The 25207-nt window shown below is 57.4% G+C and carries 24 protein-coding genes and 1 tRNA gene; 11 read left to right on the forward strand and 14 right to left on the reverse strand.

What is annotated here, in order from left to right:
- Positions 1-62 precede the first annotated feature (62 nt).
- The 3 genes from O3S85_RS15875 to O3S85_RS15885 all read left to right on the forward strand — a co-directional run bounded on the left by O3S85_RS15875 (position 63) and on the right by O3S85_RS15885 (position 3043).
- Positions 63-314 carry a hypothetical protein gene (locus O3S85_RS15875; RefSeq protein ID WP_269541678.1) on the forward strand — a complete coding sequence of 84 codons (252 nt, stop codon included), beginning with the start codon at positions 63-65 and terminating at the stop codon, positions 312-314.
- A 287-nt stretch (positions 315-601) separates the two neighbouring features.
- A complete protein-coding gene (locus O3S85_RS15880; protein WP_269541679.1) occupies positions 602-2353 on the forward strand; it encodes a DUF3560 domain-containing protein in 1752 nt (583 codons plus the stop codon).
- A 48-nt stretch (positions 2354-2401) separates the two neighbouring features.
- Positions 2402-3043: a class I SAM-dependent methyltransferase gene (locus tag O3S85_RS15885; protein WP_220622115.1), complete on the forward strand. Its 642-nt coding sequence runs from the start codon at positions 2402-2404 to the stop codon at positions 3041-3043.
- A gap of 211 nt (positions 3044-3254) precedes the next feature.
- Here the strand turns inward: O3S85_RS15885 and O3S85_RS15890 are convergent.
- Positions 3255-3330: transfer RNA gene (locus O3S85_RS15890), tRNA-Phe, on the reverse strand.
- 120 nt (positions 3331-3450) lie between these two features.
- On the opposite strand from O3S85_RS15890, the gene O3S85_RS15895 reads away from it, so the two are divergent.
- The 3 genes from O3S85_RS15895 (at position 3451) to O3S85_RS15905 (ending at position 6162) form a co-directional block, all read left to right on the forward strand.
- Positions 3451-3609, forward strand: a complete 159-nt coding sequence (locus tag O3S85_RS15895) for a YqaE/Pmp3 family membrane protein (protein ID WP_269541680.1) — start codon at positions 3451-3453, stop codon at positions 3607-3609.
- Between the two features lie 51 nt (positions 3610-3660).
- Positions 3661-5499, forward strand: coding sequence for a translational GTPase TypA (typA, locus tag O3S85_RS15900; RefSeq protein WP_269541681.1), 1839 nt, complete (start codon positions 3661-3663; stop codon positions 5497-5499).
- 348 nt (positions 5500-5847) lie between these two features.
- Entirely contained in the window at positions 5848-6162 is a 315-nt protein-coding gene (locus O3S85_RS15905; protein ID WP_269541682.1) for a putative signal transducing protein, read from the forward strand.
- A gap of 3 nt (positions 6163-6165) precedes the next feature.
- On the opposite strand, the gene O3S85_RS15910 is transcribed toward O3S85_RS15905, so the two are convergent.
- From O3S85_RS15910 to O3S85_RS15925, 4 genes are all read right to left on the reverse strand, one after another.
- Positions 6166-6588: a hypothetical protein gene (locus O3S85_RS15910; protein WP_269541683.1), complete on the reverse strand. Its 423-nt coding sequence runs from the start codon at positions 6586-6588 to the stop codon at positions 6166-6168.
- 5 nt (positions 6589-6593) lie between these two features.
- Positions 6594-6977: a hypothetical protein gene (locus O3S85_RS15915; protein WP_269541684.1), complete on the reverse strand. Its 384-nt coding sequence runs from the start codon at positions 6975-6977 to the stop codon at positions 6594-6596.
- Between the two features lie 50 nt (positions 6978-7027).
- Entirely contained in the window at positions 7028-7774 is a 747-nt protein-coding gene (locus tag O3S85_RS15920; RefSeq protein WP_269541685.1) for a lipoyl protein ligase domain-containing protein, read from the reverse strand.
- Between the two features lie 162 nt (positions 7775-7936).
- Positions 7937-8638 carry a hypothetical protein gene (locus O3S85_RS15925; RefSeq protein WP_269541686.1) on the reverse strand — a complete coding sequence of 234 codons (702 nt, stop codon included), beginning with the start codon at positions 8636-8638 and terminating at the stop codon, positions 7937-7939.
- A gap of 408 nt (positions 8639-9046) precedes the next feature.
- Here O3S85_RS15925 and O3S85_RS15930 point away from each other — a divergent pair, with 408 nt between their 5' ends.
- Genes O3S85_RS15930 through O3S85_RS15940 form a run of 3 tightly spaced genes read left to right on the forward strand, consistent with a single transcriptional unit; the run spans position 9047 to position 11584 of the window.
- Positions 9047-9937 (forward strand): ParA family protein, encoded by an 891-nt coding sequence (locus O3S85_RS15930; RefSeq protein ID WP_269541687.1) that lies wholly within the window; start codon positions 9047-9049, stop codon positions 9935-9937.
- Between the two features lie 40 nt (positions 9938-9977).
- Positions 9978-10955, forward strand: coding sequence for a hypothetical protein (locus tag O3S85_RS15935; RefSeq protein ID WP_269541689.1), 978 nt, complete (start codon positions 9978-9980; stop codon positions 10953-10955).
- A gap of 20 nt (positions 10956-10975) precedes the next feature.
- The gene (locus O3S85_RS15940) at positions 10976-11584 is read left to right on the forward strand and encodes a hypothetical protein (protein WP_269541690.1); all 609 of its coding nucleotides are present in this window, start codon (positions 10976-10978) and stop codon (positions 11582-11584) included.
- Between the two features lie 209 nt (positions 11585-11793).
- On the opposite strand, the gene gad is transcribed toward O3S85_RS15940, so the two are convergent.
- Positions 11794-13191 (reverse strand): glutamate decarboxylase, encoded by a 1398-nt coding sequence (gad, locus tag O3S85_RS15945; protein WP_269541691.1) that lies wholly within the window; start codon positions 13189-13191, stop codon positions 11794-11796.
- Positions 13192-13288: 97 nt separating this feature from the next.
- Here gad and O3S85_RS15950 point away from each other — a divergent pair, with 97 nt between their 5' ends.
- On the forward strand, positions 13289-14548 hold the full coding sequence (locus tag O3S85_RS15950) for a carbohydrate porin (protein ID WP_269541693.1): 1260 nt from the start codon (positions 13289-13291) through the stop codon (positions 14546-14548).
- 195 nt (positions 14549-14743) lie between these two features.
- On the opposite strand, the gene O3S85_RS15955 is transcribed toward O3S85_RS15950, so the two are convergent.
- The 8 genes from O3S85_RS15955 to O3S85_RS15990 all read right to left on the reverse strand — a co-directional run bounded on the left by O3S85_RS15955 (position 14744) and on the right by O3S85_RS15990 (position 24210).
- A complete protein-coding gene (locus O3S85_RS15955; protein WP_269541694.1) occupies positions 14744-16216 on the reverse strand; it encodes a tetratricopeptide repeat protein in 1473 nt (490 codons plus the stop codon).
- Complete coding sequence (locus O3S85_RS15960; protein WP_269541696.1) at positions 16200-17060, reverse strand: transglutaminase family protein; 861 nt, start codon at positions 17058-17060, stop codon at positions 16200-16202. The genes O3S85_RS15955 and O3S85_RS15960 overlap by 17 nt, the downstream gene beginning before the upstream one ends.
- Positions 17061-17136: 76 nt before the next feature.
- On the reverse strand, positions 17137-17487 hold the full coding sequence (locus O3S85_RS15965; RefSeq protein WP_269541698.1) for a hypothetical protein: 351 nt from the start codon (positions 17485-17487) through the stop codon (positions 17137-17139).
- Positions 17488-17528: 41 nt separating this feature from the next.
- Entirely contained in the window at positions 17529-18539 is a 1011-nt protein-coding gene (locus O3S85_RS15970; protein WP_269541699.1) for an alpha-E domain-containing protein, read from the reverse strand.
- A gap of 106 nt (positions 18540-18645) precedes the next feature.
- Positions 18646-20097 carry a circularly permuted type 2 ATP-grasp protein gene (locus O3S85_RS15975; RefSeq protein ID WP_269541701.1) on the reverse strand — a complete coding sequence of 484 codons (1452 nt, stop codon included), beginning with the start codon at positions 20095-20097 and terminating at the stop codon, positions 18646-18648.
- 94 nt (positions 20098-20191) lie between these two features.
- Entirely contained in the window at positions 20192-21211 is a 1020-nt protein-coding gene (gene cydB / locus O3S85_RS15980; RefSeq protein ID WP_269541702.1) for a cytochrome d ubiquinol oxidase subunit II, read from the reverse strand.
- Between the two features lie 17 nt (positions 21212-21228).
- The gene (locus O3S85_RS15985) at positions 21229-22908 is read right to left on the reverse strand and encodes a cytochrome ubiquinol oxidase subunit I (protein ID WP_269541704.1); all 1680 of its coding nucleotides are present in this window, start codon (positions 22906-22908) and stop codon (positions 21229-21231) included.
- A 108-nt stretch (positions 22909-23016) separates the two neighbouring features.
- Positions 23017-24210: a hypothetical protein gene (locus tag O3S85_RS15990; RefSeq protein WP_269541705.1), complete on the reverse strand. Its 1194-nt coding sequence runs from the start codon at positions 24208-24210 to the stop codon at positions 23017-23019.
- A gap of 157 nt (positions 24211-24367) precedes the next feature.
- Here O3S85_RS15990 and O3S85_RS15995 point away from each other — a divergent pair, with 157 nt between their 5' ends.
- Positions 24368-25129 carry an inositol monophosphatase family protein gene (locus O3S85_RS15995; RefSeq protein ID WP_269541706.1) on the forward strand — a complete coding sequence of 254 codons (762 nt, stop codon included), beginning with the start codon at positions 24368-24370 and terminating at the stop codon, positions 25127-25129.
- Positions 25130-25207: the final 78 nt, after the last annotated feature.

Here is a 25207-nt window from a genome sequence, read left to right on the forward strand (position 1 = left end):
TATGAGCAAAGTGGGTTGCTAAAAAATTCTTAGCAGGCTAGGCTATTGGTATGACAGATAGAATGGAGCCAGCTACGATTCGTCGCTACATCCAAGCGAGAAAAGAAATTGATCAGAGTGCCAAAAAGATTTGTGCGATTACTCAAACACTCGCCCACTTAGAGCAATCGTCTGACGACCAATCAGCGATTTGCCCCAATTCTCTCGGTGCGATTCATCTTTTGCTCAGTCTCTATGCGATCGATATATTATCTGTGCTGGAGAATTTCGCGCCCATCAAAGAAGCAGAACGCGAAATAGAAAAGCTCGACTAGCGAGGTTGAGCATCGAAACCGCAAGTAGCGGTATTCACTCGCCTGTTTTCCTGCCACGCAGGAAAAGGATCGTGCCAGCCCTGCGCGGAAACCTGTCAAGGTAGAATTTCCCCGCTCGCTTGTGCAGCTTCGTCGCTTTGCTCCTTGCTTCCGCGCTGCGCGGAAAAATCTCCACCCTGACAGGACGCCTGTGGCGTCCGCTCCGGGCACGCTTTCGCTTTCGCTCGCCGCTTGGCAGGGAAAAACAGGCGACCAATGACGGGAGCCTAAACAACGGAGATTCAAGAATGACCACCAACACCGCGACTTATTGCCCCGAGGACAACAAGCTACGCCTTTATGTGGGGCGCGTCCCGCATGACGAATACCTTGCCCTGAAGGCCGAAGGCTGGACGAGCACGCCGAAACAGGATTGCGATTTTGCCGCCACTTGGACGCCCCGGCGCCGTGACACCTGCCTTGATTATGCGGGCATTATTGAAGATGAAGACATGGAACCGGCGGAGCGATCCGCCGACCGGGCCGAACGCTTCGCCGAATACCGCGAAAAGCGTACCGCCGAAGCCGTAGGCCATGCCAACCGCTACGAGGCAACGCCGCTTGCGCATGGCTACCAAAACGAACAGCGAGCACAACGCGCCGCCGCCCGACATGACCGCATAGCGGGCTATGCTTGCGACGCTTGGAGCAAGGCCGAATACTGGCAGCGCCGCACCGCTGGAGTGATTCAACATGCCCTTTACGTGTCAACGCCGAGCGTTCGCATGGGCCGAATCAAGCGCCTTGAATCCGAACAGCGCAAGCGAGCCGAAGCCGTAGAACAATACAAGAAGCGTTTCCGCAACTGGCAGCAAGTCGCGGCGATTGAAGACCCCAAGGAACAGACCGCCGCCGCTGTTCACGTCGCAAACTTCTGTCACGGCCACCATTACCGCCACCCGCGCCCCGAGTCGGCTACGACCTACGTGCGCGAGCACGGAACCAGCTTGTATTCACTCTTAACGCAGGAAAACGACCCAATTACCGGCGCCGAAGCCGCCGCCCTTTGGTTCAAGGGACAGATTGACCCCGAGAGCGCCGAGTTTGAACACACCAGAATCATGCAATGGACACGCCATTGCGAATTACGCCTTGCTTACGAAAGACAGATGCTCGACGCCCAAGGCGGACGCCTTGCTAGTGTTGAGATTGAGCCGGGCGGGTATATTGGCGGCAAGCTCGTTTACAAGGTCAACAAATCGCCCAAAACTAAGCGCGTGACTTCGGTTTCGGTCCTTGGGCCGAAGGTTGAGAGCTGGACTTATCGCGCAACGAACATTGCCGGTACTGAATGGGCCGAATATTCGATTGAAACCGAGCGCCTTTCCCCGGACGCCTACACGCCGCCGACCCACGAAAGCCGAGCCGAGCTCAAGCGCATTAAGGCCGAGGTCAAGCAAGCCCAGGCACCGCTAAAGAAATCTTGCCCGCTCATCAACCCGACCCGCGAGGACGCCGAGCGTTTGCAAACCTTGTGGAATGAAAAGGCTTTGGCGGACGCAAAGCGCCATGCTCGCGTCACGCTTCCCGAACCGTCCACCGTTACCGAGATGACGCAAGCCGAATACAAGCGCACGAGCGCCGGAACCTACGCTAGCGCAAAAACCGTCCACCTTGACCCCGGAGGCCTCGAATGCCGCTCACGTTATTACAAGGTCCAGACGGGCGACGCCGTTTGCAAAGTTCGCCGGATGGATTCAGCAGGGGTGAGCTTTTACCGCGCTGATTCTGTCATCGTGCTGACCGACAAGCCGCAAAAGCCTTTTCCTATCGCCCTCTGGCATCGGGAGACCTATCAACCGGACATTGCGAAGCTGCACGAAGCCATTGCCGCCGCCAACGGCTGCGGAGCCAACGAGCAGCAGGCAAAGCTACTGCGTGAAGCCGACGAAAACGGAATCGTCGATTGCCCATCCACCCATCAAGCGAACTGGACAGACGAAGGCCGTAAGCTCTGCACCGCCTTCTTTGCCCGGCAACGTGAAACCGCCAATATTTAAAACATGCGCGGGAGGTCCGAACCCTCCCGCCTCAACCTTCCTTGAACAATGAAACCAGAAAATTATCACCGCTTGCAACGCTTGCGCTTGGAGAATGGCCAAGCCGGTTTTGACCAAGAAGCGATGCGCCCGCGCTTTGAACGTTTGGCCAATCGGCACGAGAACGGCGCCGCGCCCCGCGCCGTCACCGCATACCAGCTTTTCCAGACGCCGCCCGCTCTGGCCCGCAAGCTCGTCAGCTTGCTTGAACTGGCGCCGGGAGCACGTGTTTTAGAGCCCTCAGCAGGGCTAGGGCGCCTTTTAGATCAATTACAGTCCCATGCCCCCGCTGAGGTTGTCGCCGTCGAAATGGCCCCGCAGTGCGCCGGGGAGCTTTTCCAGCAGGAACGCGAGCGTGTGACCATCAAGCAACGTGATTTCCTCACCGTTACCCCCGGCGAAATCGGTGCCTTTGACGCCGTGGCGATGAATCCGCCGTTTCACATGCGCAGCGATATTGCGCACATTTTACACGCCAGATGCTTTCTAAAACCCGGAGGAAGGCTTGCGGCTATCTGCATGAGCACGGACCACCGGGAGCGGGCGCTAAGGCCCTTGTGCGATTCGTGGGAAGTTCTCCCGGCGTCAACCTTTGCCGAGGCAGGGACAAAGGTTGACGCTGTTCTGTTAACGATTAGTCGAGACGCATAAGCGATGAAACGGCTTAGATTGTGCCGAGTTCTCCATGTGCAAATCGCCGCTAGGGCGGAACTAGGCAGGTTTTCAGAGCATAGTCATGTTGCTTTTTCGGCAGGACTTGGCACCTCCAGAGTAAGCAACAAGCAAGCAACAGCGTTGTTGCTTAATCTCGGACATACTGATAGAAAAAGCCCTAACCAATTGATGGTTAGGGCTTTAAAAATGGTGGCCAGACCGTGAATCGAACACGGGACACAAGGATTTTCAGTCCTCTGCTCTACCAACTGAGCTATCTGGCCAAAATTGGAAAGAGGTGGATAATTGCACTCAATTGGCTTCCGTCAAGGTGTTTTTCGAAAATATTCTGAATTCATTTCAAAATAGACAATAGCCGAAATTATGCTATCCTTGTTATCACCATGAGTTTAGTTGAAATACTGCTATGCATCTTCCTTCCTCCCGTCGCCGTTGCTGTCAAGAAAGGCATCGGGGTGGATTTACTGATCAACATCATTTGTTGCTTCTTTTTTTGGATTGGCGGCGTTATTCACGCATTTTATGTGCTGAATCAAAAATGATTCTCGCTAAATAGAGAAAAGCTGTCACCGTAGCGCGCTCTTTTGACCATTATGAGCGCGCTCGCCGAACCAACACGCACTGCGGAGAAGATCCGCAACATCGCAATTATCGCCCACGTCGACCACGGTAAAACCACTTTGGTGGATTGCCTGCTGCAACAGTCTGGCACCTTCCGGGAAAATCAGGAAGTTCAAGAACGCGCCATGGACAGCATGGACCTTGAGCGCGAAAAGGGCATCACCATTAAGGCCAAGAACACCGCGATCCAGTGGAACGGCTACACGATTAACATCGTCGACACCCCCGGCCACGCCGACTTCGGTGCCGAGGTGGAGCGCGTAATGAAAATGGTGGACGGCGTGTTGCTGCTCACCGACGCCGTTGGCGGCCCGCAGGCGCAGACCCGCTGGGTGCTCCGCAAGGCGCTTGGCCATGGCCTCAAGACGATTTGCGTGATTAACAAGGTCGACCGCGACACCGCGCGCCCGGATTGGGTTCACGACAAGGTGCTGGAGCTGTTCCTCGACCTGGAGGCCGACGAAGACCAATTTAACGCGCCATTCCTCTACGCATCCGCCAAAAACGGCTTTGCCGACCGTGAGGAAAACGGCCCGCGCGAAAACATGACCGCGCTGTTTGAAACCATCGTCGAGCGCATCCCGGCCCCGACCGTGGAAGAGGGCGACTTCCGCATGCTCGTTTCGAACATCGACTGGGACCCCTTTGTCGGCCGTCTGGCCATTGGCCGCATCCTCTCCGGCAAGGTCGAGAGCGGTTCCACTATCCACGCCCTGCGCAAGGACGGCAAAGTCGAGCGCGTGAAGATCACCAAGCTCACCCAGTTTACCGGCCTCGGCGTGGTGCCGGTCGAGTCCTGCGGCGCTGGCGACATCGTCGGTATTGCCGGCTTTGAAGAAATCGACATCGGCGAAACGCTTGCTGCCGACAAGGAAGCAGAGCCGTTGCCGTTCATGGAGATCGATCCGGCCACGGTGCAAATGGAATTTCACGTCAACGACGGTCCGTTGGCCGGCAAGGACGGTAAAAAGGTCACCTCGCGCCAGATTCGCGAGCGCCTGATTCAGGAGACCAAGGCCAACATTTCCATTAAGATTGCGGACACGACTGAGGGCACGCGATTCCTCGTCAACGCCCGCGGCTCGATGCAGATCGCGGTGCTCGTCGAAACCATGCGCCGCGAAGGTTACGAAGTGATGGTTTCGCGCCCGACCGTTCTCTTTAAAGAGATCGATGGCCAAATGTGCGAACCCTTCGAGCAAGTCTGGGTCGAAGTGCCCGAGGACATGTTGGGCTCGGTCATGGAAAACCTTTCCAACCGCAAGGCGCAGATCACCAACATGGAGCACCACCACGCGGGTGTCACCGTGGAGGCGACGATCTCGACCCGTGGCCTGATCGGCTTCGAGAGCGACCTCGTCACGCTGACCAGCGGTCACGGTGTCTGCTCGCACATGTTCCTGGAATATCGTCCCAAGGGCGCGGAAATCATTACTCGTAAGACGGGCACACTGTGCTCCATCGCCACCGGCCCGGCCATGGCCTATACGCTGAACCTGATCCAGGAGCGCGGTAAACTGTTCGTTGCCCCGGGTGACGAGGTTTACAACGGCCAGGTAATCGGTGAATGCCCGCGCAAGGAAGACCTGCCGGTCAACCCTTGCAAGGCCAAGCAGCTCGACAACATGCGCTCCGCTGGTAAGGACGACAACGTCCAGCTCGCACCGCCAATCCGCTTCTCCCTTGAGCGCGCGATCGAATACATTGCTGCGGACGAGCTGGTCGAAGCCACACCGAAGTTCCTGCGTCTGCGCAAGCGCGTCCTCGACGCCGAAGAGCGCCGCCGCATCGCCAAGCGCGGCAAGAGCTAGGCTAGCCAAGGGCGGAGCCCTTGGAGATTAAAGGAAAAAGATTAAAGGAAAAAGTTTCGGCTTGGTGGGCTGAGGTTTAGCTATGCCTCAGATGGGTGTGTCTAAGTTTCTGGCGTATCTACGCGTCGTGCTAAGATATGGAGTGCGCCAGCCCTGGCGCTTTAGCATTTTCAACGCACGCTATATCCGTCGCGAAGAGCGTTCTGCTATGGTGTCCCCGGAGCATCCGGGCATCACCCAAAATCCTGAAGGCACCAGAGGGCTGGCGCACTCCATATCCGTGACTCAGTGCGCGGCGAAAAATCGCGTCGGAACTTTAATCTTTTTCCTTTTTCCATTAATTAACGCATGTTCGAAGTTTACCGCGATATCGATGCTACGAAGGTCGGCCTTTACGACGGGGTGTTGCGCGGTGCGGGGATTAAGACGATGATCCGCAATTGGAACGCCGTCAGCATGACGACGGAGATCCCGATCCCGGTGATGTATCCCAATATCGTCGTCTTTAGCCAAGAGGACTTCAAGCGGGCGCGGGCCATCATTGAGGAAGCCGAACAGGCGGCCGATTTGCCTGATTGGCAGTGCCCGCATTGCGGCGCGGATAATGTCGGTGCCGTTGGCGAGTGCTGGCAGTGTCAGCGGGAGCGGGAAGTCGCGGAATAGTCCTTACTGCTTAAGGCGTTTTTTTGTCTCGATGTATGACAGGGCAGAAATCGGCAGCATGAGTGTGCCCGCGATTAAGCAGACATTGAGCCCATGAAACAGGCCCGCGATGGGCCACGGGCCGTAGTAGCCCGGGCTGACTTCATACCCCATCGGCCAGCCAATTCGCTGTGGGGCCTCGCCGTGCAGCCAGAGAGACGCCATGACGCCCGCGATGAGCGAAATACAAAGCCACAGGCTGCTGCCGACTCGCCAAAGCACGCGGCTTTCAGTCTTTTTCCAGGCGAATCGCATCGGCGCCTTCAGGATGAGTAGGGGCAGCAGTCCAAGCGTAGTGGGCGAGGGGAAAAGCATCAGCAGAGCAATGAGGAACACTGTTCCATCAATGCGAACTCGGGTGTGCAGAGACTTCTTAAGCCAATTCATGCGGACTAAAGCTCCATGTCGTCCAGCTCGCGCTGCTTTTCCTCGGCGGTGAGGGGGACGACGCGCACTTGCAGGCCATGCTCTTCCAGGATGGGGCGCATGACGCTGTCGGCGACGCTGATAATTTGCGGACCCCAGCGAACGTCGCCCGAGGTGATGGCTTGGTGGATCTGGACCAAATTCTGGCCCTCGAGGGGCTCCAACTCTTGCAGCGCCTTCAGCTGATCCGGGGTTGGTGATGTGATCGGCGAAATGATGAGCCAGGCCATCTGGTCGATCAGGCTACGAACGGCAGCCTCCGGATCGTCCAGACCGCCGGGGGCAATGTCTTCGAACATGCCGAAGGCTGACTGGAGATACGGGTTCTTTTCGTCGTCGTCAGGCTCCATGTAGGCGACATTTGCCGTTAATCACGAATTGGCAGAATGGAGTTGCGCGGTCAGCGGCGCTCGTTCCAGTCGGCGGACTCGTAATGGGCGATCAGGGCCTTGAGCTCGTTAGCCGACCACTTGGGGAAGGGCTGGCTGCTGGCAGCGCCGCCCAGCCATTCTGCGAGCGCGCCGGTGAAGTCTGATTCAAAGCGGGTCCAGTTGAGCGCGCGAATCGGGGCGCGGTGGATGCTGCCCTGCATGAGTAGGCCGTCGCGGGTGCGCCGCTGGGCGGCACCCGCGATTTTCTCACCGTTTTCGTCGATGACGTCGCCGGGCTCGGCACGCTGGAAGCATATTTGGGCGACGGTGGGCGCGCTGGCCTCCTCGGCGGCTTCTGCGCAAGGGCAGGGGGCGAGGGCGGCTTCGATGTCCTGCGCCTTGAGGGCCCAGATCAGGATGTTGTGGACTTCGCGGTAGGCGTCGCCGGCCTTGAGCTTGGCCAGTGCATGGGTGGCGGGCACGACGAGGGAGTAGGTCCAGTCGTCGCGGTGGTCGACCACGCCGCCGCCAGTGGAGCGGCGAACGAGTTGAAACTTGTCCGCGAAATGCTCATGCGCCTCGCGCCAGGTGGCGTGAACGGGCATTAGCTCCTGCGCCTCAGCAAACTTCTGGGTGCGGCCGAAGGTGAAGGCTGGGCGGTCCCACTCGTAGTGGCGAAACCGCGGCTGTTCCGGCTGCGGGTAGTTCTCCAGCAACAGCTGGTCGACGGCCATGTTGGCCGCGGCGGAAAGCTTACGGGTTGGAAAGGTGTGCATGAGGGAGGATTAAAGTGAGCAAATTAAAAATCAAAGAGAACGGCAATGTGCCTTTGAGCGCGACTCAGGATTGAATACTTTGGCTGCGGCGGTGGGTGATCAACCCAATAAAAAACCCGGCGCGTTGGGGCGCCGGGCTTTGCCAAATGATGGCGGGAGACTCTACTTGGACAGTTCGTCCAAGGTGGGAAGGTCGTCCCCGAGCTGGATGTCCCATTCGTCGATCTCTTCGCCTTCGGCGGGCGGGCCTGCCTTGCTGGAAGTTTCGAGAATGTAGGTGTTCAGCTCCTTATCGAGAATGTTTTCCGCCCAGTAGCCGTTCTGCAGCTCGTAGTCGTCTGGCTCGTAGCCGTACTTTTCGAGGGTGGCCAGGATAACGGATGAATCCGGGGTGCCGCCGTGGTCGGAGATCAGGCCCTTTTCGCGGTGGACGCGCACGCACTCATGGATGATGAATGGTGGCAGCTTTTCCTGATAGCTTGGGTGAACCTTGTGGCTGCCAGCCCACTTTGCCCAGGCGTCACGGTCGATGGATCGCTGAGTCTGGGTAAGGGCTTCGTAATAATATACGCGGCGCTTGGAAAGCTTGGTCACCAAGGCGATCAGAGACATGCCGTCTTGTTCGATTTCGAGCCAGTCGAGCGGGCGCGGCTTTTCGATCGGATCGCGGGATCTGGAAATATCTTCGGGTGCTTCGAGGAATTGAACGCCGAGCGCTCGGGAGAACTTCACGGTTGTTTCACCGTCCTTCTGGAGGGTGACTTTACCCTTGTTGATTAGGTCTTCGTGAAACTTCCGCGCATCTTCCGGGGACTCCGCCCAGATGTAGTTGGTGATGCGGGTAACAACCTTGAATTTTCTCATGTCTGATTCCTGTAGAGATTATTGTGAATGGCGCCCGAATAATATAGGGTTTATGGGCTGTTTTAATACGCTATTCGACGAACATTAAGTACGTGAAAAGCCAAGTTCAACCCTAAATTGGCAGATTGGCAAGGCTTGATCAATCCAGCTGGTGTGGTGGTCATCGATGTTTAGCCAGCCAATCGCACCCCACCACTGATCAGGGCCCATTTTAAGACCCTGAATTCACCCTAGTTTTAGTTATGTGACAACCAACGGCTTGACTTGCCAGCGAATGTGTCGATAAGACCCACTTGGAACGGCTAACTGCCGGGCTGCTCGATATCTAGCATTTTGACGGTGAAAAGCTTGCATTCATCGTCGCATGTCATTTCGATTGCGAATCACCCGTTCAACTCCTCTCTTTCTATGCCACGTAAAATTTGTTTCCTGAACTATAAAGGCGGGGTGGGCAAAACATCGCTCATCGTTAACACCGCTGCCTGCCTGGCGCACAAGGGTAAACGCGTTCTTCTATTTGATTTTGATACTCAGTCGAATGCCAGCATCTGGTTGATGCGCCTCGACCGGTGGAACAAGTTGAACATCAACGGTGCCGGCTCGATTTACTCCGTGTTTGAGCCCGCCCAGAGCACGATCAAAGACATCGTCGTTAAGGACGTGGTGCAGAGCAAAACGGGTGAAAAAGTTTTGCCGGGCTTGGATATTGTGCCGACCACCTTCAACCTCGTCGACTTGGAAAATGAGTTCAAGGGGGATCCACAACAGCCGCACTACAAGATCATTAACGATCAGCTGTCGGAGATCGAAGATGACTACGATTACGTCGTTTTTGACTGCCCGCCGAACATCCTCAATGCTTCGCAATGCGGTGTGTTCACGAGCTCGGAAATCTACGTTCCGTCCAACCCGGACGCCCTCAGTTTGATCGGTTTTACGCTGCTCGTTGAAAAATTACTTCTTTTTCACAAGCGTTCTGCGAGCTTCCGCACGTCGGGCATGGCTCCGCCAGCTGCCGTTCGCGGCATCATCTTCAATTCGATTAAGGCCAACGTGGACATCGAGGTTCCGAAGATGCGTATGCAGCTGCGTATGAACCAGTTCCGCAATCAGCGCCGCGTGTCTCAAGACGCAAAAATCTTTGAATCGATGATCCGCGACGCCACGGTTGTTCGCCGTGCGGTGACTTTGGGTCTGCCGGTTAGCCTGGTTGGCCAGGCCGCTCAGGAGGAAGATAGCGTCGTTAAGGACTATGCACGCCTCGCTGCGGAGATTGACCGCCACGCCATTTCTTGGTAACGCTTGCAAACTTAGTTTAAGACGGGATAGTTAGGAGAATATGTCTGAAGAATCGCCAACGCTTCGATACAACAAAGATGACTGGGATGAAATTCGCTTGGCGTTCGCCACTTCGCTGATGGTGGACACCGGCCTGTTGAGTCTCTCCCAGAATTTGGAAATCGAGGAATGGCCGATCAAGGGCTCCGGCGAAACTCCGTCTAAGTATATCGACTTCACCTGGGAAGAACTTCAGGAGCTCCCTGGCTTGGCTGATAAGCCTGCCCGTATCGATTTGCTCATCCACATCCTGCGCGAAACGCAGGCTTTCGATGACCCGTTCGGCGATATGGTGGCTACGGTGGATGCCCATGCGAGCGTTGACCGCACGCTGGAGAAAAATATCAACCGTCTGAAGATCCCGGAAGACTTCCCGATGGCCCTCAGTGGCTTGTCCGCGGACACGCTTTCCTTCTGCCAGAATGAGGATATCAAGACGCTGAAGGACTTTGGCCATTTTGCGCAAAACATGGCGCAAAACATCGTCATCGGTGGTGACTTCCGTGCGCTGCTCAACTCGCTGAGCACCGAGGACCAGCAGACCTTGGCCAAGTATGTTCCTTTCCGCCCGGGCAGCCTCGGCCTGCATTTGCCAGAGTGTATCGGCCTGTTGCTCAACCAGCTGAGCGAGGTGGAAAAGTGCTCCTTGCTCAAGAAATTCGGCTACGACCGGATGACGGACAACATGGAGGCCAAGGCCCGCCTCAGCAAGGAGCAGGTCAGCCAATTGGAAGACATTCTCCAGAGCAAGCTGAAGGAAATCTGCGATTACTTCCCGGAACAGTACAAGCAGCTCGCGATGGACATCAAGGGCGGCAAAACACTGGAACGCATCTTTATGGTGGTGGACGAGCCGGAGCGCGAGTGCATCTGCGCGAATATCACCCAACGCTACTTGAAGGAAAACGCTATCGCTGACTTGCCGGAACCCGAAACTGCGAAAAAGCGAGGCTTCTTCTCGCGACTATTTGGACGTTAATTTCAGAGAGCCGCTAAGGCATGACCGCACCCAAACCACCGCAGAAAAAACGCGTAATCAGTCTCAGACCGAAACTGCAGCAAGCCGCAGAAGCTTCGCTGAAATCTAAGGAAACGATTGACCTCATCATGCGCCGCACGCGCGCGCCTTTCGATGAGCATGATCACATGGCCAAAGCGGAAATCGATTCGCTGGAGAAAAGTCTGCGCAAGCTGGAAGCTGATCTTCTGGAGCGCGAGCGCAATGCCGCCGACTACGAAGCCAAGCTTGCCGAACGCGAACGCGATATCTGGGAAGGCGAAGCCCTCATCAAGGTGAAGCAGGAAATGCTTGCCGCCAAGATGAGCGAATTTCAAAAAGCCAAGGCCGAGGCCGGCGACGAAAATAGCGACAATGGCTCAATGTCCAGCGAGGAGCGCCAGGCCCTGGAGCACTTACGCGAAACCCTCGACCAGCGGGAGCAGGCCATCAAGGAGGCGAAAGAGCAGCTCAAGGAGCGCGAAGCCTTCATTGAGGAATCCGAAAATGCGCTCTTCGAAAAGATGATGGAGCAGCAGGAAAAAGAGACCGAGATCGAGCAACGCATGGAGGAGCTCCAGAAGCTCGAAGCCAAGCTGAAGCAGGGTTAGCCGCGCCAGTTTACTCGATGTAACGCCGGTTTGCGTTACATCTTTTTGTCGCTCGTGCTGAACTATATCTCGCTTGTTCTCATCGCCAGACCATAGAAAAAGCGCAGGGCATCTCGCCACTGCGCTTTTGAATGTTCGCGACTCATTTGCGCACTGCGCAAATCTATCGATCCAGGCTTCGACAGGCTCAGCCCATGCGGCGCGCTGCGCTAGCAGACGCGGCCTTTGGTGCGGGACTCGGCGGTGAGCTTTTCGTAGTCGACGGCGTCTTCATTGAGCTTTGCGATACAAAGCTTCATGTCCTCGGCGAACTTCTCGGCCATGTCGCGGGAGAAGTTTTCCTTCACCACCATGCGGAGCACGTGGACGCTGTCGGCGTCGGCAGGCAGGGAGTAGGCGGGGACAATCCAGCCGTATTGGCGCAGCAGGTCGCTAAGCAGATAAATGATCTTGTTGTCGGCGTCGTGGTCCTTGAGGCGCACGGTGACGGTCGGCAAATACTTGGACTCGTTGAGCAGCTCGAAAACGCCGAGCTCCATCAGCTTGCCTTCGAGGAATTGCGCGTTGTCCATGATGTTCTTCATGATCTTGCGGTAGCCATCCTTGCCGAGGCGGAGGAAGTTGTAGTACTGCAGGAGCACCATGGAGGAGGCGCGGGAGAAGTTGAGGCTGTAGTTGGGCATGTTGCCACCAAGGTAGGTGATGTTGAACACCAACTCCTCCGGCAGATCACTGCGGTCGCGGAAGACGACGGTGCCGATGCCCGGGTAAACGAGGCCAAACTTGTGGTTGGAAATGTTGACCGACTTGACGTGCTCCAGGCGGAAGTCCCACTCGACATCCGGGTAGACAAAGGGTGCCACGAAGCCGCCGCTGGCACCGTCGCAATGGATCGGAATGTCCCAACCCTTTTCGGCTTTCAGTTTCTTCAGGTAGTCGTTGATGCCGCGCACGTCGTCGAGCTGGCCGGTGAAGGTGGTGCCGATCACGCAGCCCACGGCGACGGTGTTTTCATCGACATAGCCGTCGAGCTGGTCGGCGGTCATGTAGAACTGGTCCTTCTTCAGCGGCACCACGCGCATCTCGACATCGAAATAGAGTGCAAACTTTTCCCAGCAAGTGTGGACATCGGCGGAGAAGACGACGTTAGGCTTGTCGATGGAAAGACCGGCGGCCTGGCGACGCTTTTTCCAACTCCATTTGTGGGCGAGCAGGCCGAGCATAATCGCCTCGGAGGAGCCAACGGTGCAGGTGCCAACGGGGTCGCAGTCCTTGGGCGCATTGAGCATGCGGCCCATCATGCTGACGACGCGCTGGTGAATCTCCTCGGTTTGCGGATACTCATCCTGGTCGACGAGGTTCTTGTTGGCGGAAATTTTCAGTAGCTCGTCAGCCTCGGGCTCCATCCAGGTCGTCACAAAGCTGGCGAGGTTTAGCGCCGGGTTGCCGTCGAGATTGAGCTCGTCCTTGATCACCTGAAAGGCGACCCGGGCGTCCATGCCGTTTTCAGGTATCTCGTATTTCGAGACTGTTTCGTCCATATGCCGATCGGCATAGGTGAAGTTAAGGGGTTCGTTATGCTCTTCGAGATGCTTGACCTGTTTCATAGTAGTTATATAGGGTGTTTCCTAGATGGGGGGCAACGGTGAATTAGTTCGTAACGAAATCATAACGCTGCGTCGTCGTTGCCGGTGGTTGTCTGTGATGATTGCTGCGATGGTGCCGCTTGCCAACGCTAAAACCGAAAATGACCCTCCGCTGACCAGCGATGCCAGCGCCTTCGATGAATGGCTTGCCGGTGATTACATGCTGGACGCCCATGGCTGGCGCGACGAGTTCGCGAAAGAGACAGGTGTCAGCTTTATCGGTAATTACTACGTCGATGTACTGGGGAATCCAGTGGGCGGTCAAAACCAGGCGCTGCGTTACTCAACGCTGGGTTCGTTTGGGTTGGAAGTCGACCTCGGTGTGGCGACGGGGTGGGAGTCTTTGGAGCATTGGAGTTTTACCGCGCTCGGTTACAACGCGGAAGGCAAAAACCTGGCCAATGACATTGGCAACGCCGTGCAGCCTTCGACGCTCTTTAGTGGTGTGGTGCCGGTGGGTTTGTCGCAGCTGTATTTTCAATACGAGACCGATGACTTTACGGGCAAAGTCGGCCGCCTGACGCCTGAGCAATACTACGGCTCCAGCCCTTTGTGGGATTACTTTGTCAGCCTTGCCTTCAATGATAATCCGTGGAATTTGAGCGCGAGTAACCCGAACTTTTCCGGTTTCCCGGGGGCGGTCTGGATGGCCACCGGCTCGTATCAAATCGATGAAAAGTGGAACGTCTCGCTGGGCTTCGCCAACACGTCGGAGCTGGACATCACGGCACCCTTTGAGCGCGGTGTGAACTTCGATTTCGACCCGGCAAAAGGGGCGATGTTTATGGCCGAAATCCGCTACAACTGGCAGGCCGAGCTGTTCCATCCGCAGCCACTACCGGGGCACGTGAAGGTGGGTGGCTATTATGACACGGCTTCGGTGCCGCGCGTGGTCGCGCCGCCGCCCGGCGGGTCTCCGCTGGATGACGGCATAGGCGCGGCGTGGGTGATTATCGAGCAGCAGTTTATTCCCGGAAAAACGGATGACGATACCGGCCTGACGGGGTGGGCGGCGGCTAGCTGGACCGGGCCGGACAGCGTGGCGGTGTCGCCTTGGTTTTATTCGCTGGGCTTTGTGTATGAGGGCATCTTGCCGGGTCGGCCGGAAGACGCGCTGGCCATCGGCTGTGGCGTCGCCTACATGAATGACCAGCTGGCGGGTCAAAACCACGAGACCAATATCGAGCTGACTTACATGTTTCAAGTCACTCCGTGGCTCACCGTCCAGCCGGACCTGCAAATTATCCTCGATCCACTGGGTTATAACAACATCGACGACGCCCTGGTCCTCGGCTTCCAGTGCGGGGTGACTTTCTAGTCGGTCATTTGGCGCAATGCGTATCGCTTCAAGGTGGCGGCCGATATCCTTATCGGCCAGAGGCGAGTTCGGATAGAATGGATAGGTCCGCGCCAAGCCATATCCGCCAATTAAGCCTATTCGCACATGATGAGTTATGAGCCCCCATTCTGGCCGATAAGGATATCGGCCGACACCTGAGTGGTGCTCGCTGGGTCAGCGCTGGGCCAGAGACTCGCGGCGCAGGGTGGCCAGCTCTTCATCGTGCGGGTAGAATTTCAGGCCGCTCTCGGCAATGTGCTCTGCGGTCTCGAATTCGTTGGCATCATAAAGGGTGGTCGCGGTGATCTTGTAAGCTTCATTGGGCAAGCGGTTTTCCTGCATGTATTTCACAAGATCGAGGCGGTCGTCCTGGCGCTTTTCGATGAGCGTGATCAGCAATTGGTTCAGCCACTTGTATTGTTTGCTGGATTCTTCCGGGACTTCGCTGAGCCACTGCTGGAACATCTGGTTGGCCTCCGTGTAGCGCTGGGCCTGAATGCGGGATTGGATCGCGACCAGCGCGAGGTTTTGCGCTTTGTCGGGTTGTAGCGCGCTAATGCTGGCCACGAGCGCGTCGTTTTGCGCGACGTCTTGAAAACGGTAAAACAGACGCAGCCCGAGCTCGAGCGCGGCGGCGTTGCGGGCATAGTTGTCGAGGTATTCGGTGATGCGCTGGTCGCGGCGATCGTTGAGGCCAGCGTATTCGAGCTCGATAATCATCTGGCCTTGGAGCGGGTAGGGGTTAGTCGGCCACTTCATAATGGCGTCGTAGTGCTTATCGAGTGAGGCGAGGTCATCGGTTTGCAGCGCAATCATCGCCTCCAGATAGCGATACTGCGGAGAGTGCTTGCGGGCCAGCGGCTGTGTCTCCATTTGGGCAAGGGCGTCATCGATAAAGCCGAGCTTGATTTTGGACAAAATTTCGAGGTCCTCATAGCGGGGTTCATTTGGATCGATGGCGCGCATCTCCTCGGCGTACTCCAGCAGCTTCTCAAAGTCGCGACTCTTCTTCAGCGCATTAAGTTCCAGGTCGGCGAGCTTCTTCCACATGTCGGCATCGTCACGGACTTGTGGGAAGGCACGCAGCTTGCGGGAGACGGAGCTGATCGACTCGTAGTCCTCACGCATGGCCAGCAGCACGAGCAAAAACTGCGTATATTGGGGGTTCTCCGGCGGCCCGTAGTTCAGGCCGATGTCGAGGATGTTGGTCGCGGCTTCGGATTGGCCGATGGCCTGGTAAATCTGCGCGAGCATGAAGCGGGCATCGTGGTCGTCGGGCTTGCGCATGAGCCCCGAGCGCAGCATGTGCAGGGCGTTGCGGTAATCGCCTTCTTCCATGAGCGCCTTGCCGTGGGTGAGGTTGGTGTTGCCTGCTTTTTCACTGAGCCCGGACCAATTCCACGGGAAGGCGATGTCGGTCAGGGTAATTTCGTTATACGGGCGCTGACTGCGAATCGTGTAGGCGGCGGCGACTCCCCCAATGTAACCCAAAACCGCGAGCACGCCGATCAACGCCAACAGGCGCATCGGGTCGACATTGACCGTGGCTGAGCCCCAGCCCTTGCCCTTGGATTTGGTGATGCGCAGGAGGCCAAACAGGATCGTGCCGCCCGACTTTTTCAGGTGTCGCTTAAATCGCAGTTTCATTGGTGGCTTCCTGGGTAATGCGGACGTGTACGTCCATTTCGCGTTCGCGTGCGCCGCGATAGGCACCGCTCACCGGGCGGATGTCGGCGTAGTCGCGGCCGACGGCCATGCTCACGTAGCGCTCGTCGGCGGGGCGACGGTGCGTGGGATCGAGCCCAAACCAACCCTGCTGTGGCAGGAAAACTTCCACCCACGCGTGCGAGGCCTCGCTGCCGCCAATGGCTTCGTCGTATTCCTCGTTAAAGAAATAACCGCTCACGTAGCGGGCCGGCATTTTCATGCTTCGGCACAGGCCGAGCAAGATGTGGGCAAAGTCCTGGCAAACGCCGCGACGGTCGGCCAGCGTTTCGTTCACCGTGGTGTGCGCGGTGGTGACGCCGGGCGCGTATTCAAACTCGTCATGAACCCAGTCGCTGAGCGCCATGGCGTCGGCCCAGACGTCGGTTAGGCCACCAGGCAGGCAATCCACCGCACAGCGCCACAACTCGGGCGTGAGCGCGACGAACTGGGTGTCCATCAGGAAGTCGTGGTGCTCAAACTCGATCATCGGCGCTTGCAGGCCGGTCGGGTCCTCGGGCTGGGGAAGCGGGCGCGGAGAGGTTTCCACCGTGGAATGCGTCTCGATGGAGAGCTCGGTGTGCGGCCTGGAAAGCTCCAACACATGGACGCAGTTTTTATACAGGTCCAGGTAGCTGTGCTGAGCGGTCGGCGGATTGCTGGTCAGCCGAAAAGAAAGCCGCCGCTGCCAGTCGAGATGGATCGGCTGCAGGCGCACTTCGTTAAAGCTATCCTGCGCGGGGCGGGCATAGCGATAAGTCGTCCGATGGTGGATGTTCAACAGCATTGCGGGCTTCTGAGGCCGCTAAGCGAATGCCTCAAGCTCACAATGGCAAGCCAAAGCTGTTCTCAGTTGGCGTGCCTCAGGCGCGCTCAATCGCGGCTATCTCGCGCTGAATGTGGTCCAGGTAGAGCTCGCTCACGTAAATTGCAGCGCGGTCAACCTCGGGCGCTTTGTTTAAGCGGCTCAGGTAGGAAGACTCCTGGTCGGCGCGGATTTTTAATACGTCCAGCACGACCCGGGAGACGGCATCTTCGTCATTGGCGGGTGGCTCGTATTTCTGCATCAAAGCGGCGGCTTTGCTGCGGTAATAATCCGCTTCGATTTGGCACTGGTTGACGTATTCGTCGCCCGATGCCGTCAAGCCGGTTTGGTCACCCGCCGAAGCCGATGACATTGACAACATAATGGACAGCGCAGTGGAACGAATCATGCGCTCTTTAGACCTCCGGCAGTCCGCGAGGTTCCCGCGGTTTACTGCTGCTGTTGTTGTTGTTGCTGGATTTCCTCGGCCAGGTCGATGGGCTTTTGGAACATATAGGTCTGGTAGGTGGCTTGGCTGATCTCGTTGAGGCGCTGCTGGCACTGGTCGAGCCACTCGTGCATGCCGAAGCTGATCACGTCCTGCACGTTGGAGTAAATGAGGTCGCTCATCAGCTTGCCGCAGAGTTTTTCCGGCTCGTTCGAGTAGCTGCCCCACGGGCAACCGGAAATGTTGTGCAGACGGGCGTTGATCTGCGTGACGCAGTAGCGGATCGAGCGCGGGAAGGTGTCCGAGAAGATCAAGAACTCGGCGATGTTGGCCGGATCGATGCTGGCCAGGTATTGTGCGTGGTAGGCGTCGTAGGCCGACGCGGCGCGGAGCAGGGCGACCCACTGGGCGGTATCCACGGCACCACCGACATCATTTGGGCTGGGCAGCAGGATGTGGTATTTGATGTCGAGCATACGGGTGGTCTTATCCGCGCGCTCGATGAAGCGGCCAAACTGCATGAAGTCGTAGCATTCGTCACGCGGTAGCGTGGCGGCGACGAGCCCCTGAAACCGCAGGGAGTGATCCTTGATGTGATCGTAGAATTCGTAGGCACCGGAGTGCTCCCAGATGTGTTTGGCGTCGTTGGACTTCAGGAAAAGATACAGGTTGTTCAGCGTTTCCCAGAGCTCGCTGGAGATCTGGTCGCGGATCATGCGGGCATTCTCACGCGCCGCGGAAATGCAGCCGATGACGGAGTTGGGATTCTCGCTGTTGAACGTCAGGAAGTCGGTGACGGTCTGGCTGTTGGCCTCATCATAGAGTTCGTAGAAGCGCTCTTCGTCGCCAGTGGACCGGATAACCGGGTCCCAGTGTTCCTTGAGCTTGTCGTTGTCGAGGTCTTTAAAGTCGAGCAGCAACTGCAGGTTGACTTCGACGAGGCGTGCGAGGTTGTCAGCGCGCTCGGTGTAGCGAGCGAGCCAGTAGAGTGAATCTGCGACGCGGGAAAGCATGTGTAGGTAGGTTCGAAAGTTTGGATGTTTGCAGGTTTGAAGGTTGGTGTTCGTGGTCAAAAAATACTTTGGAACCTTCGAACTTCCGAACCTTCGAACGTCTTAATCATTCATTGCCATAGAGGACCCAGGTGTCTTTGGAGCCGCCGCCCTGGGAGGAGTTGACTACCAGTGAGCCGCGCTTGAGGGCGACGCGGGTCAGGCCGCCGGGGATGATCGAAATGTCGTCCGGGCCACTGTAGAGAATGTAAGGACGGAAGTCGATGTGGCGGCCCTCGAAGGCCTCCGTTTCGGGAATCCAGGTGGGGTGGCGCGAGAGTGAGATGGGCGACTGCGCGATGAAGTTACGCGGGTTGCGCTCGATCTCCACGCGGAAGCGCTCGATTTCTTCCTTTTCGGCCCAGGGACCCATGAGCATGCCGTAGCCGCCGGCTTCGTTGGCAGACTTGACCACGAGCTTGTCGAGGTTGGCCAAAATGTGCTGCCGGTCTTTGTCCTCGGAGGCCAAATACGTTTCCACCTGGTCGAGAATCGGGTCCTCGCCGAGGTAGTATTTGATCATCTTCGGCACGAAGTAATACATGACCTTGTCGTCCGCCACGCCGGTGCCGATGGAGTTGGCCAGGGCGACGTTACCCGCGCGCACGGCGTTGACGAGGCCCGGGACGCCGAGCATGGAGTCAGGCCGGAAGACGCTAGGGTCGATAAAGTCGTCGTCGATGCGACGGTAAAGCACGTCTACCTGTTGGAGGCCCTTGGTCGTGCGCATGTAAACCTTGAAGTCGCGCACGAGCAGGTCGCGGCCTTCGACGATTTCCACACCCATCTGGCGGGCCAGGAAGCAGTGCTCGAAGTAGGCGCTGTTGTAAACACCAGGCGTCAGCACGCAAACGGTCGGATTGTCCTGCCCCTTAGGCGCGATGTTGCGCAGCATCTTGAGCAGCTTTTCGGCGTAATTCTCCACCGGGCGCACGCCGGCAGTGGGGAACAGATTGGGGAACGCGCGGCGCATAGCCTGGCGGTTTTCCAAAACGTAGGATACGCCGGACGGGCAGCGGCCGTTGTCCTCCAGCACGAGATAGCGGCCGTCCTTATCGCGGATCAGGTCGGAGCCGCAAATGTGGATGTAAATATCTTTCGGCACGTCCGAGCCGACGAACTCGCGGCGGAAGTGCTTGGCCGATAGTACGTAGGAGGGCGGGATGACGCCGTCCTTCAGGATCTTCTGATCGTGGTAGATGTCGTGCAGGAACATGTTGAGCGCGATGATGCGCTGCTTGAGCCCGCGCTCGAGGAACTCCCATTCGCTCTGCGGGATGATGCGCGGCATCAGGTCGAACGGGAAAATCCGCTCGGTGCCCTGGTTGTCGGAATAGACCGTGAAGGTCACGCCGGCGCGCAAGAAAAGTAGATCGACGGCTTGCTGCTTTTGCTCGAAGTCCTGCAAATTCATGCGGTCGAGGCGCTCCAGAACTTTCTGGTAGTGGGGCCGGACTACGCCCGGAGCGCTAAACATTTCATCGAAAAAGCCGTCAGTTTGGTAGCTGCTGAGGTCCATATGGTGCTTCTAACGTAGCAGGTTATCTCGTTTTGTAAACGGATTGTGGGTATGAAAATGGTTCATCGCAAGCGCTCAGCTAACGGCGTGCCAGTTAATAACTTTCTTCGGTCAACTTCACCTTGCCGCGGAAAATGTAATAAACGCAAGCCGTGTAGGTCAGCACAATCGGCACGCCGATGAGCGCAACCCAGAACATGAAGCTCAGGGTCTTGTCCGTCGATGAGCCGTTGTAAATGTTCAGGCTGTTGGCGATGTCGGGGTTGGAGAAAATCATGTTCGGGTAAACGCTGATGCCGAACAGCATCATCAGGAATGCCATCTGCGCGCAGGAGAAAATAAATGCGCGGCCCTCGCGGCCTTTGTGCACCTCGCGCGGGATGGCGCCGACGGCGAGCACCGCCAGCGTGGCGACGATCACGAGCACCGGAATGCGCCCGGCAATGGCCTGCTGAATGTGCGGGCAGGCGTAGATCGTCCAGAAGTTGAAGATCAGGAAGCAGACGACGTAGATCGGGATGGTGATCTTGATCCAGCGGCGGAGCTTGGCCTGCAGCTCACCCTCGGTTTTGAGGATCAGGTAGATGTTGCCGTGCATGGCAAACAGCGCGACCGTCGTGATGCCCAGGAAGACCGAGTAGGGGTGGATCAGTGTCAGGAAGTTACCCGTGAACTCGTGATGCTTGTCCAGCGGAATGCCCCAGGTGATGTTACCCATGGCGACGCCGATCAGGAAGGCCGATAGCACGCTGCCGAAGGTAAAGGCGATGTCCCAGCCTTTGCGCCACCAGCCGAATTTTTCCTTACTGCGAAACTCAATCGCAACCGCGCGGAAGATGAGCGCGCACAGCAGCATCATGAAGGCGTCGTAAAAGCCGGAAAACGCCGTGGCGTAAACTTCGGGGAAGGCCGCGAACAGCGCGCCGCCTCCGGTGACCAGCCACACCTCGTTCCCATCCCAGACCGGGCCAATGGCGTTCAGGTGGATGCGGCGGTTGGTGTCGCTTTTGTCAAAGAGGTGCAGGATGCCAACGCCGAGGTCGAAGCCGTCGAGCATCGCATAACCGGTGAACAGCACGCCGACCAGAATGAACCAAGTAGTATTTAAATCCATAGTAGCAGTCTCCTTGATTAGTTGCCGGGGCTGGATTTGCCGGACAGGTCGGGTTGGTCTTCCGCGTCGTTCCCGGCGCTGGTGTGGCGGCCGCCCTTGAGCGCGATGGGGCGCCATTTCTCGGGCAGGATTTCGATGGACTCATCATCCTTCGGGCCATGGTGAATCTTCTTCGTCAGCGTGTAGATGAACACGAGGAACAGCAGCAGATACACGAAGGCAAACATGATCAGTGAGCTGAGCACCTGCCCGGCGACGACGGCCTTGGAGAGGCCTTCGCTGGTCTTCAAAATCTCATAAACGACCCACGGCTGGCGGCCCATCTCGGCCGTAAACCAACCGGCCTGATTCGCCACCTGCGGCATGAAGACGGAGATCACCAAAATCCACAGGAACCACCGCACCCACTTGATATCGGTGCGGAAGAGGTGGCCGGTTTTCCACAGGATGACGCCGAGCACCGAAATGCCGATCAGCCCCATGCCAAGCGCGATCATCAGGTGGTAAGTCTGGAAGACCACGGGCACATTGGGCCAATATTCGGGGCGTATCTTTTTGATCTCTTCGGGCGTGGCACCCGGATGTCGCTCCAGGATAAACTCATCACTGGGCAAATCATTCAGGCCCTTGACCATCGTTTTGCTGGCCTCGACGGGGTGCAGGAAATCGCCGTCCACGAGGATGCTCAGCATGCCTTTTATTTTGAAAGAATACTCCTTGATGCCGACGATGTTGCCCTCGTCATCCTTGTCCCACATGACGATGCCCGCGATGCCGAGCGGGGCCTCGGTGGTGGAGTCGGCCAGGCCTTCGATGGCGGCGAGCTTGACCGGTTGGTTGTCGGCCACGCCGCGGGCGGTGGAGTCCGCGCTGACGAGCTGGAGCAGCGAAGCGATGCAGCCTACGGCCAAGCCGAACTTGAGCGAGGTCTGCGCAAACTTCACGTGGCGCTTTTTAATGAGATAGAACGCGCTGATGCTGACGACGAGGAACGCCCCGGTCAGCCAGCAGCCGATCACGGTGTGGGTGATGCGGTCGAGCGTGGAGGGGTTGAGCGCCATTTCCCAGAAATCCGTTACCACGGCGCGAATACTGGTCAAGTCACCCTCTTGCAGGATGTAGCCTTCGGGCAGCGGCACTTCTAACACCTTGTAAGGAATGTCGCCAAGGTCGGCGTTGAAATCGTGCTGCACGCCGTCGGCGGTTTCCTTGACCTTCTTGGCTAGGTGGAAGCCGGCCGGAGTCTGCATCCAGGAGTTGGCCACGAGAATCCAGATCGCCGAAAAGTGTGCGCCGAGGCAGACCATACACGTGGCGAAAAAGTGCGTCTTCGGGCCTACCTTATCCCAGCCAAAGAGCAGGATCGCGAGGAAGCCCGATTCGAGGAAAAACGCGTAGATGCCCTCAATCGCCAGCGGGCTGCCAAAGACGTCACCCACGAAGCGGGAGTAGGTTGCCCAGTTGGTGCCGAACTCGAACTCCATCACGATGCCGGTGGCGACGCCAATCGCGAAGCTCAGGCCGAAAACGCGCGTCCAGAAGCGCGCCATGTTGTGGTAAAGTGGATTGCGGGTCTTTAGCCAGAAGGCTTGCATCAAGACCAACTGAACGCCCAGGCCAATGCTGATCGGCGGGTAAATGTAGTGGAAAGCAATCGTGAAGGCGAATTGGATTCGCGAAAGTATTTCAACGTCCATGCAGGCTTAGGAGTAAAGCTGCTTTGGCGCCGAAAGCACGCATATTCGGAGATTTTTTCGATTACAATCCAGTGACGACCAATTGGTTAGCACGCTTAATTGAGTGTATTAACCATGCCTTTGGGACTGCCTGCGGCGCAGCAGCAAAACACCCAAAAAGCAGAGGGCACCCATGGCGATGGCCCGTGGCTCCGGGATGGCGCGAAAGCGCATCACGCCGTCTTCCAAGTCGTACATCACTTCGTAGTAGTGGTAGATGCTGGTGCCGAAGTTGTAGGCACCACCGCCCCCGGGCGAGCTTTGCTCCACTTTGCCATTGTTGGCATCATCGGTGGTGGTGAAAGACAGCACATAGTCTTCGTAATTCTGACCATCGACCATGCCTGCGCCCGACATGAAGATCTCGAAGTTTGCCCCCGGAATCACCGCCCCGTCTTCGAGCAGGTTTGAAGGAAGCTGCGGCGTCTCGGGGATTTTGAAAGCAACGCCACCGGTGTCGAAGATGCCGCTGGCTCCGTCCACCTGGCTTCCCTCCACGGCAAAGTTATCGGGTGCGGCCGGGGCGTCACTATAGGTGGGCAATCCGCTGATGGGGAAGTTGGCCTCTCCGGATGTAGGCATCAGTGAGGCGAACGAAAATTGGTCGGCGTAGCTCTGCCCGGCGGAGTCATTCATGATGACGCGTAAGGTTTCGTTGCCGCCATCCAAACGAATGGAAAAACCTTTGACGCCCTCGATCTGGCCCAAGGCCGAGAAGAGCACACTTTGCTCATTGACGCTGCCGGAGCCGATGGTGGAGAGGCGTCCGCCGAAGTTGCCAAAGTATTTATTGTGCAGCGGGGGTTGGCCATTGTTGAGGTCGGTCACCCAGTCGCCCGGGCCCGCGTTGGTCGCGTCTTTGACCTGGCCCACCCGCACATTGTCAAACGAGAACAAATCCGAACCGGTGGAGTTGCTTAGTGTTACCTTGGCGTGGACGGGGGTGATGGGGTAGAACTCGACGCCGCTACCGAACGACTCGCCAAGATTTTCGGCACCGGAGATTGAGTCAAACGAACCCCAAAACTGGTTGGCACCGGCGCTGGAGGAATAGCCAGCCATGAAGGCCGCGCTGCCGGTATCGAGCTGGAACAAACGGTGATGGCCGCCATCGCCGACTTTCACGTAGAGGCCATAGGCTACCTTGGTAGACTCATTCTGCAGCGTGATCGTGTCCTTCTGCAGCGGAATCGAGATGATGCTGTCAGCGCTCGCAATTTGGGTGCCTAGCAGCGCAAATAGGCAGTAGAGTGATGCTTTCATGGGAGATTGGCACTATGCTAGAATAAAGCCAATTGCTGTAAATCTCTAAAATTGTTAAAAATACCCGTCGGTTGGTTGTCCCAATCGTGAAGTCGATCTTGTGGGCTGACTGAATAATGCATTGCCCGGCGCTAGGCATTCCGCAAACTGCCCCACCATGCCCGACCAGCCAGATTACTTAAAAATCGCCACCGAAGCCGCCCGCGCCGCCGGGGCCGTGCTTGCCGAAGGGGCGGACCTGCGCACCGTCAATTTTCAGGACGCCAAAGACGTCAAACTCAAGGCCGATGTGGAGTCGGAGAAGCTCATTCGCCGCATGCTGGGCGAGGCCACCGGCCTGCCGATTATCGGGGAAGAGCAGGGCGGCGACGAATCCCTGCCGACCAAGGACGAGCTCTACTGGGTCGTCGATCCGCTGGACGGCACTTATAACTACTTGCGCGGTCTGCCCGCGTGCTGTGTGTCGATCGGCCTGATGCGCGGGATGGAGCCAGAGGTGGGCGTCGTGTATGACTTTAATGCGGACGAACTCTTTGCCGGTGCCGCTGGTTGGGGCCTTACTTGCAACGGCAAACCGCTCACCCCCTGGTGGCCGGAGCTCAAGGAACACGCCGTGCTCTGCACCGGCTTCCCGCATGGCCGTGACTACGGCGATACCGCATTGCGCGCGTTCGTGAAGGACGTCCAGAGCTTCCAGAAAATCCGCATGGTCGGCAGCGCGGCGCTCGCGTTGACCTACGTTGCCATTGGTCGCATGGACGTCTATACCGAAGACACGATTCGCCTCTGGGACATCGCCGGCGGCATGGCCCTGGCTGCGGCCAGCGGTGCCACGATCTCCGTTACCCCGTCCAAGAACAACAAACCCTTTGCCTACAATGTATGGGTTGGCGGTCGCAAGGAGTGGCTCCCGGGTTAGTGGGTTGCGTAGCCCCGTTGGGGCAAATTTACTGAAAGTTGAATGTCCGTGCGCGCTAGCACATCGCAGGAGTTGCAT

Source organism: Cerasicoccus sp. TK19100 (genome assembly GCF_027257155.1).
GTDB lineage: Bacteria > Verrucomicrobiota > Verrucomicrobiia > Opitutales > Cerasicoccaceae > Cerasicoccus > Cerasicoccus fimbriatus.